Origin of the sequence: Clostridium sp. TW13, assembly GCF_024345225.1 — a bacterium.
Classification (GTDB): domain Bacteria; phylum Bacillota; class Clostridia; order Clostridiales; family Clostridiaceae; genus Inconstantimicrobium; species Inconstantimicrobium mannanitabidum.
In genome coordinates this window covers 3894706-3905585 of sequence record NZ_BROD01000001.1, presented here as the reverse complement: position 1 = coordinate 3905585, position 10880 = coordinate 3894706, and the positions used below count along the sequence as shown (strand labels likewise).

Below are 10880 nucleotides of genomic sequence, written 5' to 3'. Positions count from 1 at the left end.
CAAACCATGAATCTGGTGATGATGTGTTTTTGGGTTACACCCCTTCCCATTCCGAACAGGATGGTTAAGCCAATTACAGCTGATGGTACTGCATGGGCGACTGTGTGGGAGAGTAAGTGGTCGCCAGGTCAGTATGATTCACTAGCTCAGTCGGTAGAGCACATGACTTTTAATCATGGTGTCCCGGGTTCGATTCCCGGGTGGATCACCAAATCACTTAACGAAAGTTAAGTGATTTTTTTATTGCAACAAATTTAATTATTAGTGGCATAAAATAATTCACAATTATATTGGGGTAAATTAAAAGTAATCCACAAGTTTTATGTTAATAATACATTTTAAGCATCATAAATAATTTATTATCCACACATATATATAATAATCCACAGAAAAGCTGATAAAGTTTAAGTTTATGTGGATAAAAAAACACATGATATTATCAAAAGATTTGAAAATATCATGTGTTTTTTTGTTGAAACCATGTGGTAAGTTTCAATTTTTATATAACATATAATTTTATATTACAATACGTATTCTTCAATAGATTATGTTATGGTAGATAAATGTTACACCATTAGTTTAATAATATTTATAAAATTATTTTGTTTTGTATGTTAATATTGCATCTACGCCTGCAGAAACATTGATACCAACAGCAGGTGTAATGTCTTTTACAGAATCAACATTTGTTATTAATACAGGTGTAATTAGAGAGATTCCCTTAGAGGTAATAAACTCTCTATCTATCTTTATAATAGGAGTACCTGCTTTAACATTAGTTCCAGGTTCAGCAAGTCTTTCAAAACCTTCACCATTTAATGATACCGTATCTATTCCTATGTGTACAAGTAATTCAACACCATCTTTTAATGTCATTGCAAATGCATGATTTGTTTGAAAGATTAGTGATAATTCTCCATCACAAGGTGCAACAATAGTGTTGCCTGTAGTATCAATTGCAACACCATCTCCAGCCATTTTTTCAGCAAATACTGGATCAGGAACTTCAGATAAGTTAATAACTTTTCCATCTACTGGGGCTAAAAATTTAGAATCCTTTTTTAAAAAACTAAACATATTAAAAACTTCCTTTCTTATATGTATTTATGATTGTAATATAAAAAGGCATAAGTCTCAGTAGAAACTTATGCCTGATTTAACAGTTACATATTCTTTATGATTATAAGCTTCTATAAAAAATCTGTCAATATAAAAATATAAATAAGCATTATTATTATAGCTCGATTTTTACATTATATTCTTTTAACCATAAATTAATCTGAATAAAGTAAGCAATTAGTTGAGGTCCTGTCATTAATTGCCCATACCAAGGAGAAGTATAGGATGCACCTTTACTTTCTACCATTGATTTTACAAACTCTGTATCTATTAAATCCAAAATTGGAGAAGTAGGATCTTGGAGTATTTTAGACATTTCATTGCAAACAATCTCTGTATAGATAGGATTGTGTGTCTTAGGATAAGGACTCTTTTTTCTAAAAATAATTTCATCAGGTAAAATACCCTTTAAACATTCTCTAAGCAATCCTTTTTCTCTGCCATTGAGGAATTTAAAGTTATTAGGTATATTAAATGCATATTGAACGATTCTGTAATCAGCAAAAGGAACTCTTACCTCAAGGCTATTTGCCATACTGCATCTATCTTTTCTTGTTAATAGAGTAAGCATAAACCACTTTATATTTAGATAGAACAACTCTCTCATTCTATATTCTTCAGGAGTTTCACCATCTAAGTGAGGTACTTGCTTTAAAGTATCAAGATAGTTTTCATTTGTGCAATCTTCTATTTTTAAAGATTTTAGCTCCTTAGATAGGATTTGCTTTCTATTTGGTACAAATCTTGACCATGGGAAAGTTGTAGCATTCATCAATTCTGGCCTTGTAAACCAAGGATAGCCACCAAATAATTCATCAGCGCATTCTCCGGAAAGTGCAATTACAAAGTCTTTTTTTACTTCCTTACAGAATAAATATAATGAAGAATCTATATCGACCATACCAGGTAAATCACGAGCAATCACAGCTTCTTTAAGTGAGGAAGCTAGGTTTTCATGATTTAGTACTACTGTCCTATGATCACTACCTATATATTTAGCCATAATCTCAGCATAGAATTGATCTGAAGTTGGTTGAAATAATGAAGATTTAAAATATTTAGCGTTATCTTCATAATCAATAGAATAAGTAGTTAGAGTTTTACCATTATTCTTATATTCAGTTGAAGCTATAGCAGAAATTGCACTTGAATCTAGCCCTCCTGATAAGAATGTACACAAAGGAACATCTCCAACCAATTGTCTTTTAATAGCATCAATTAATAAATCTCGAGTGTGTTCAATAGCTTCAGTTTCAGTTTCCTTAGATTCTTCTGCAGACACTTTCCAGTATTCTTTTAGAGTAAGCTTATTATCAGAGGTAAGAAGTAAATAATGAGCAGGAGGAACTTCACTTATATTTTTGTATACTCCACTGCCAGGTCTTACGGCTGGGCCTAAAGCAAAAAGTTCAGTTAAACCATCTCTATCAATAACTGCATTAACTTCTGGGTGAGCCAATAGAGTTTTGATTTCTGAACCAAAGATTAATGAGTTATTTTTTCTAGTATAAAATAAAGGTTTTACTCCAAGAGGATCTCTTGCAAGAAATACGCTATTGTTTTTTGTATCATATATTGCAAAAGCAAAGATTCCGTTGAATTTTCTTACGCAATCTATACCCCAATAAATATATGAAGTTAGTAGAACCTCTGTATCAGAATAAGAATTAAATGTAAAGCCTGCAGCTAATAGTTCTTTCCTTAAATCTTCTGTATTATATAGCTCACCGTTATAAACAACTGTATAATCCTTTCCGAAAGAAGTTTTAGTCATTGGCTGCTTACCACCTTCAGGGTCTACTACTATTAATCTTCTATGCCCCAAAAGCACATTCTTTTTAACATAATATCCATAGCTATTTGGACCTCTTAATTTTAATGTATCAGTCATATTTTTAAGAATATCTTCATGAGCAGATATATCCTTTGAAAAATCTACCCAACCTGCGATTCCACACATACAATCACCTTCTAATGTAATATGGTTTATTATATGTGAAAACATTAGTTTCAGTTACATTTCAAAGTGGTAGTGATGAATCATATAAAAGTATCTTGGGCATAGTTCAATTTATTATTCATTTTCACATACCCAATAATTAAAAAATATATTTTAGGATATCACTATAGTATACATATAGAAAAAATCAAGGATTTATGCTATATTTGTAATATAATAAGACGAGAAAAGGAATGATAAGATATGTCAAATGCAAGCAGTTCATCAAACTTTATAAAAAACATAGTTGTTGATGATTTACAAAGTGGTAAACATAAAGAAATAATAACACGTTTTCCGCCAGAGCCTAATGGTTACTTACATATAGGTCATGCAAAATCAATAGTTTTAAATTTTGAATTAGCAGATGAATTTAAGGGAAAAACAAACTTAAGATTTGACGATACAAATCCAACTAAAGAAGATGTTGAATATGTTGAATCTATAAAAGAAGATGTAAAGTGGTTAGGTTATGAATGGGATAATCTTTATTTTGCATCTAATTATTTTGAGGAAATGTACAGTAGAGCAGTTTTATTAATCAAAAAGGGATTAGCTTATGTATGTGATTTAACTCCAGAAGAAATAAGAGAGTATAGAGGTACATTAACTGAGCCAGGTAAGGAAAGCCCATATAGATCAAGAACTATAGAAGAAAACCTAGAACTTTTTGATAAAATGAAAAATGGTGAATTTAAAGATGGAGAAAAAGTGCTAAGAGCAAAGATTGATATGACATCTCCAAATATAAATATGAGAGATCCAATAATCTATAGAATTTCTCATTCAGAGCATCATAGAACAGGAGATAAGTGGTGCATATATCCTATGTATGATTTTGCACATCCATTGGAAGATGCTATTGAAGGAATCACACATTCAATATGTACTTTAGAGTTTGCAGATCATAGACCACTATATGATTGGGTTGTTAAGGAATGTGAGATGGAAAAGGTTCCTCAACAAATAGAATTTGCAAGACTAAACCTAACTAATGCAGTTATGAGTAAGAGAAAGCTTAAGCTTTTGGTAGATGAAAAAGTTGTTGATGGTTGGGATGATCCAAGAATGCCTACAGTGGCAGGACTTAGAAGAAGAGGATATACTCCAGAGTCTATAAGAAACTTCTGCAAAGAAATTGGAGTGGCTAAGGCTGCATCAATAGTAGATTCTCAAATGTTAGATTATTTCATAAGAGAAGATTTAAATACAAAGGCTCCTAGAACAATGGCTATATTGAGACCATTAAAAGTAGTTATTACAAACTATCCAGAGGATCAAGTTGAAATGCTTCCTATAGAGAATAATCCTGATAATGAAGAAGCAGGTATCAGACAAGTTCCATTCTCAAAGGAAATATATATAGAGCAAGAAGACTTTATGGAAAACCCACCAAAGAAATACTTCAGATTGTTCCCAGGAAATGAAGTAAGACTTAAGGGTGCATACTTTATTAAATGTAATGAATTTATAAAAGATGAAGCAGGGAATGTTACAGAAATACATTGTACTTATGACCCAGCAACAAAGAGTGGTTCAGGATTTACAGAAAGAAAGGTTAAGGGTACAATTCACTGGGTAGATGCAAAGCATGCAGTACCAGCAGAATTTAGACTTTATGAACCATTATTATTAGAAGATGAAAGTACTGATAAGAGTTTCTTAGAACAAATAAATCCTAACTCTATGGATATATTAAATGGTTTTGTTGAAGATAATATGGTTAATGCAAAACCTCAAGATAAGTTCCAATTCTTTAGACATGGATACTTTAACGTAGATACAAAGTACACTACAGAAGGAAAATTAGTATTTAACAGAATAGTTTCATTAAAGAGTTCATTTAAATTAGAAAAATAATATATAAAAATATAAGGATTATATCAGAGCTAAGCTTGGATATAATCCTTAATTCATTACAAGAGTAGTTGATGTTTTTGGTATACCGCTGTTTCTTTTCATAGCAGCAAGCACAACTTCCTTTCTTTTCTGTGCATTTTCTGGGTGCTTATCTGGATTGTAAGCATTTGGAGCTTGAGGTATGCCAGCTAATAGAGCACATTCCTCCAAGGATAAGTCTTTTAAATCTTTATTAAAATATTTCTTGCTAGCATTTTGAACTCCGTAGGTATTTGAACCATAATAAATTACATTAAAGTACATTTCTAATATTTGATCTTTTGTATATTTTCTTTCTAGTTCCATTGTAAAAAATACTTCTTCAAATTTTCTTTTAAAAGTTCTATCATTAGCTAAAAATAAATTTTTAGCTAACTGTTGTGTGATTGTGCTTCCACCTTCTTTAATTTTACCAGCTCGCACATTAGCATATAAAGCTCTGGTGATTGATATATAATCAAAACCATTATGAAAATAAAATCGCTTATCTTCAACGGAAATAACTGCATTCTTTAAATTATCTGGAATTTTATCAATAGTAATATAATTTGGGTTTCTAGATGATATCTGCTTTATAAGATTAGTATCTATTTTATATTGAGAAGTATTAGATTTTAAACAGCCGTTAAAAGTTGTAACAAATGCTGATACTAATACCATTAAAAATACTGTTACCTTTTTCATTTTAATCATCCTTTCATATCAATTTCTCGGTTATTTACTATATTTATATATTACTGCAGTTTATAGATATCTCATATTGATTAACATTTCATTTATCTTTCAATTTTGTAATGTATAAATGGAATATAGATATTATAGAAAAGCTTAAATTTAATTGTGACTTTTTATGATTGGTTATTATACTATACATTAATGCTAAAATTTTGTATGAGTAATTTTGGAGGAAATAGTATGAAGGTTAAGCCACGAATTTTGGTTGGATGTCCAGTATGTCAAAAGCCAGATATTTTAAAAGAATTTCTAAATTCATTGCAAAATATAAATAAAGAAGAAATAGATATTGATTTTTTATTTATAGATGATAATGTTGTGGAGGAATCAAGTAGTCTTCTGAAATCTTTATCCTTTACAGGGGCCAAAGTAGATGTACTTGAGGGAAAATGCAAAGATAACTATATGTGCAATGAACATACACATACTTGGAATAATAATTTGGTTTGGAAAGTAGCTGAATTTAAAAACATAATTATACAGCATGCCAAAAATAAGAATTATGATTATTTATTCTTAATAGATTCTGATATATTATTACAGCCAATAACTGTACAACATCTTATGGAGCAAAAAAAGGATATTATATCAGAGATATTTTGGACAAAATGGACTCCTGAGTCCATAGAACTTCCTCAGGTGTGGGTTTGTGATCAATACACACTTTATGAACCTGCTTTGAATATGAGTCTTTCAAGTGATCAGATCAATGCTAAGGTTATAGAATTTATCAATAACCTTAGGATACCAGGAGTTTATAAAGTTGGAGGACTTGGAGCTTGCACACTTATAAGTAAGAATGCAATAAATAAAGGGGTTTCTTTTGATAGAATATATAATATAAGTTTTTGGGGTGAAGATAGACATTTTTGTATAAGATCAGTAGCATTAGGATTAGAATTATACGTTGATACAAATTATCCAGCTTATCATATATATAGGGAATCTGAGCTAGAGGGAGCTAATGAATTTAAAATTAGGTGTAACTATAAGAATTATAATTAAGGCTAAATTTTTTTATTGAGTATAATCTCAGGATAAAGGCCTATATCAATATTGCATTTTACCATAATTTTATATATAATAAACTTAATTGTTTTATAAAGGAGGGTAGATCATGGATAATATAGTTCGTACTGTTAAGTTTGATTCTTATGGACATTTAGAATACAGTAGTTCTGCGCAAAAAACAGCAATTTCTAAGTTTAAGGGGAGAAGTGCGTCCTTTTTTAGAATAAGTGCTGGCTATTGCGTAAATCCATGATTCTGCATCTTTCGGATATTGCATTCATTTCATATAATTTGAATGCTAATTAGTAAGATCTTATAGGACTCAAGATTTATGCTTGAGTCCTTTTAATATGCTTATTTAAAAATTAAATAGTTTTTACTTTTATAAATCATAATCTGTAAGTTTAAATTAATAATAGTAAACTTGAGAGTATATTGATTTATAAGTTAAAAACTGTAGATGTACTCTCTCATAAGTCTTTTACTGTTAATCTTCTTAATAGATTCTATTAAGAGGGGCAGATAAAGGGCTTATTTTTTATGTATCCTATAACTAGTTATAGGATAAGTTCAACTAAGATTCAGATGGAGATACAATCCACATGAATCAAGTTTCACTTGATAAATAATAAGTATAATTACTTGGAGGATTTAATAATGATAAATAAAGGTACAAAATTAGATAATAATATAAACATTAAATTAAGAAGAAATATATCGGTTAGTTATGTATATAATTTCTTATTACAATTGAATATTACTTCAGCTATATGGGTTTTATACCTAGCTTTTAAAGGGATGTCTTTAACTGAAATAGGAATTATAGAATCAATTTATCATATAACAGGAGTGCTTTTTGAATTGCCAACAGGAGCAATAGCTGATTTGTATGGTAAAAAGTTTACTGTAATTCTTGGAAGGTTTTTAAGTGTAATTTCCTGTGTGCTAATGATAACATCAAATAGCTTTATAGGTTTTGCAATCTCATTTGTGTTATGTGCAGCATCAAATAATTTAAATTCTGGCTCTGGAGAAGCTCTAATTTATGATAGCTTAAAGGAACTAGGGGAAGAGGAGAGATACAAAAAGATTTGGGGTAATCTAGCTTTTATAATAAGCATTTCTCAAGGAATAGCTGTTTTATTAGGAGGAATATTATCAGATGTGAATTTTCTATATGCATATATAGTAGGAACACTTATACAAATAGTAGCATTAATATCATCATTTAGCTTTAGTGAGCCACCGGTTCATAAAAATGAAGAAGAGGATGAATCCAGAGGGAATGCTATTGCATATCAGGTAGCAACAAGTATAAATGTTCTCAAGGCAAGAAAAGTTGTATTTTATTTGATATTATTTTCTGCTTTAGTAGGTAGTCTTCAAACTACAGTATTTTTCTATAGTCAAAAGTATTTTTCAGATTTAAGTTATTCAAAGACTTTAATTGCTGTAATATGTGCAGTAGGTAGTGCTATTGAAGCAGTGAGCTCAAAATATGCTTATAAGTTTGAAGAGTTATTTAAGCTTAGAGGAACATTAATTAGTATAGCCTTAGCAAATATATTTGCCTTGTTAGGTCTAGCACTTAGTAAGAACTTGGCGGCAGTATTTTTTATTATGACATCAATTAATGGAGGATTAGCTTACACAATATTTAGTGATCATATAAATAAGAGAATTCCTTCAGAGTATAGAGCAACAATATTATCAGTTGATAGCTTGTTTTTTAGTGTGTTTATGATATCTGTATTTCCTTTGTTTGGAGTACTAGCAGAAAGGATAGGCTTTTCAATAACTTTTGGGACTATAGCATTACTTTATGTGCCAGTAATGATTTTTCTAATGTTAAAACTTAAAAAGCATAGAGATATAGAAGAGGGTGAGATAGTTATAGAAGAAGTTAATTATCAGTAAATATTAATTTGCTTAAGGGAGTCACAAGATAAAAGTGATTCCCTTAATTTATAATAAGTTTAGAGGTAATTATTTAGTTTTTGTAAGAAAGCTAAGTTTAGATAGTTTTACTTAAAGGAATTTCTATTTCAATAATTGAATCTTCATTTTCATCAATAATCTCAACAGAAATTTTTTCAACTAAAGTATCAAAATCATCTCTTATAGAACAGACATCTTCATAGGCCTTATTTAAATCTGATCTATTAGTAAAATTACCTATAGTCATATGTGGCATGAAATTAACTTCATTTAGCCATGCAGGTTTATATTCTTCTAGCATCCCAGAATATAATTTAGTATGAATGTCTTTAATTTTATCAATACCGTCCTTTACAGAAAGGAATAAGTACATTCCTGTAGTATCATCAACTTTTATTATATCTTGAAGGTTTAAATGAAAGCTGGATACATTTTTTAATCTTTCAATAAGGTGATTATACAATTCTTCTGTGCTTATACTGCTTTCAAAAGGAAATACAAGTGTAACATGAGGTCTTACATTGTTTGCTAGAGGATCATACTTATTTCTGATTTCATTAATAAGGTTTATGTTATCGAATCTTGGAAAAATCATTATGCATCTCTTCTTTGTATTTGAGTTCACGTTTACCCCATCCTTTAATTTTATTTATAAATATAGATGTTCTAATAAACAGATTAAATAATCTTGATTATACATTGTTATCTAATTAATTTCAAACAATGACTGTTATCTAATATTAACTAAAATGTCAACGCAGTTGAGTTATTTTGGGCTTGCAATATATGGTATAATGAAATATATTACAATCTTAAACTTCATTCTATAAATTACATAGTATAGAATGAAATTGTTAAGGTTGCCATACATAATTATTTGGGGAGATATTAATATGATAAAAGGGAATAGAAATAGATATAAGGTTGAAGTTTGGGATGTAATTCAGTTTATTTTTAGTAGTTTTAATGACCATCAGCTACACTGTATAATTGATTTTAAAAACCATATAGATGAAGAGTGCTTAAAGAAAGCAGTTGATATGTCAGCAGAAGGTTTACCATTGATAAAATGTCGCTATGTTGAAGGTTGGTTTAGATCATACTGGGAAGAGTGTGATTATACAGTAGAAGATATAGTAAAGATCATTAAATCAAGTAATATACAGGAAGATGTAAGTAAGCTTATCACATTTAGACCAGATGAGTTTAAAGGACCACAGCTCAGAGTGTACATTATTAGAGGGAAAGACAGTGATTCTATATGTATAATACTAAACCATATGATATCAGATGGCGTAGGCATGAAGGAATATGTATACAACTTGAGTTCTATATATTCCAATTTAATAAACAATAAAAATTATAAAGCTGATATAACAAGGATAGGATCAAGAAGTTCAAAACAAGTACTTAATCAGTTCAACTTTAAAGATAAAATAAATATGTTAAGCTCTTCAGCTAAGTTATCAAAATATAATAGTGGCAAGTATTTTAAGCTTGAAGGAGATAAGAGTAATCCATTTATTATATTTCATAACATTCCAAAGGATAGATTTTTAGAAATTAAAAAGTTTTCAAAGAAAACAAATTCTACTGTAAATGATGTTCTTATGGCAACCTATATAAGAGTTATAGATAAGTTTTTAAATTGTGGACCTGTTCCATTACCTTGTCCAGTTAATTTAAGAAGATATTTACCTGATGGTAAGGGGGAGGCAATATGTAATCTTACATCTAATTTTGTATGTGATATAGGAACAGATATTGGAGATAACTTTAATGAAACGCTTGCAAAAGTAAAACAAGTACTAGGAGAAGAAAAAGATAGTTTATCATGTTTGAAGCCTATACTGTTATTAGAGATTTTATTTAAGATTCTCCCATATAAGATGGCCAAAAGTACAGTTATTAAGCTGTTTAATAATCCACCTATAGCTATGACTAATATAGGCCTAATAGATAAAGATAGGCTTAAGTTTGAAGAAGCTGAAATAAAAAGTGTTCATATAAATGGTTCTATAAAATATAAACCATATTTTCAGGTTGCAGTGACAACTTTTAATGATGAAATGACTCTTAGTGTTAATTTTCATGGCACAGAAAAGGATAAAGTAGAAATTAGAAGATTTCTTGTAGCTTTTGAAGAGGAGCTTTCTAATATAAAGTAAAATCAGGTGGG

At 29.6% G+C, this 10880-nt stretch carries 9 protein-coding genes, 1 tRNA gene and 1 rRNA gene; 7 read left to right on the top strand and 4 right to left on the bottom strand.

What is annotated here, in order from left to right; all coding sequences use genetic code 11:
• Positions 1-11 precede the first annotated feature (11 nt).
• Positions 12-129: ribosomal RNA gene (gene rrf / locus OCU47_RS18040) — 5S ribosomal RNA — on the top strand.
• Between the two features lie 6 nt (positions 130-135).
• Positions 136-211, top strand: a tRNA-Lys gene (locus OCU47_RS18035).
• Positions 212-597: 386 nt separating this feature from the next.
• On the opposite strand, the gene OCU47_RS18030 is transcribed toward OCU47_RS18035, so the two are convergent.
• Together OCU47_RS18030 and asnB are read right to left on the bottom strand one after the other, a co-directional pair.
• Complete coding sequence (locus tag OCU47_RS18030; protein ID WP_261829979.1) at positions 598-1077, bottom strand: PTS sugar transporter subunit IIA; 480 nt, start codon at positions 1075-1077, stop codon at positions 598-600.
• A 157-nt stretch (positions 1078-1234) separates the two neighbouring features.
• The gene (gene asnB / locus OCU47_RS18025; protein ID WP_261829978.1) at positions 1235-3079 is read right to left on the bottom strand and encodes an asparagine synthase (glutamine-hydrolyzing); all 1845 of its coding nucleotides are present in this window, start codon (positions 3077-3079) and stop codon (positions 1235-1237) included.
• 243 nt (positions 3080-3322) lie between these two features.
• Here asnB and OCU47_RS18020 point away from each other — a divergent pair, with 243 nt between their 5' ends.
• Positions 3323-4978, top strand: a complete 1656-nt coding sequence (locus tag OCU47_RS18020) for a glutamine--tRNA ligase/YqeY domain fusion protein (RefSeq protein ID WP_261829977.1) — start codon at positions 3323-3325, stop codon at positions 4976-4978.
• Between the two features lie 48 nt (positions 4979-5026).
• Here the strand turns inward: OCU47_RS18020 and OCU47_RS18015 are convergent, their stop codons facing one another.
• Positions 5027-5701, bottom strand: a complete 675-nt coding sequence (locus OCU47_RS18015) for a transglycosylase domain-containing protein (protein ID WP_261829976.1) — start codon at positions 5699-5701, stop codon at positions 5027-5029.
• A 231-nt stretch (positions 5702-5932) separates the two neighbouring features.
• Between OCU47_RS18015 and OCU47_RS18010 the strand changes: the two genes are divergently transcribed.
• From OCU47_RS18010 to OCU47_RS18000, 3 genes are all read left to right on the top strand, one after another.
• The gene (locus OCU47_RS18010) at positions 5933-6757 is read left to right on the top strand and encodes a glycosyltransferase family 2 protein (protein WP_261829975.1); all 825 of its coding nucleotides are present in this window, start codon (positions 5933-5935) and stop codon (positions 6755-6757) included.
• Between the two features lie 112 nt (positions 6758-6869).
• A complete protein-coding gene (locus tag OCU47_RS18005) occupies positions 6870-7016 on the top strand; it encodes a hypothetical protein (RefSeq protein ID WP_261829974.1) in 147 nt (48 codons plus the stop codon).
• Positions 7017-7420: 404 nt separating this feature from the next.
• A complete protein-coding gene (locus OCU47_RS18000; protein WP_261829973.1) occupies positions 7421-8680 on the top strand; it encodes an MFS transporter in 1260 nt (419 codons plus the stop codon).
• Between the two features lie 97 nt (positions 8681-8777).
• Here the strand turns inward: OCU47_RS18000 and OCU47_RS17995 are convergent, their stop codons facing one another.
• Positions 8778-9326: a 2'-5' RNA ligase family protein gene (locus OCU47_RS17995; RefSeq protein ID WP_261829972.1), complete on the bottom strand. Its 549-nt coding sequence runs from the start codon at positions 9324-9326 to the stop codon at positions 8778-8780.
• 268 nt (positions 9327-9594) lie between these two features.
• On the opposite strand from OCU47_RS17995, the gene OCU47_RS17990 reads away from it, so the two are divergent.
• A complete protein-coding gene (locus tag OCU47_RS17990; RefSeq protein ID WP_261829971.1) occupies positions 9595-10869 on the top strand; it encodes a WS/DGAT domain-containing protein in 1275 nt (424 codons plus the stop codon).
• Positions 10870-10880 lie beyond the last annotated feature (11 nt).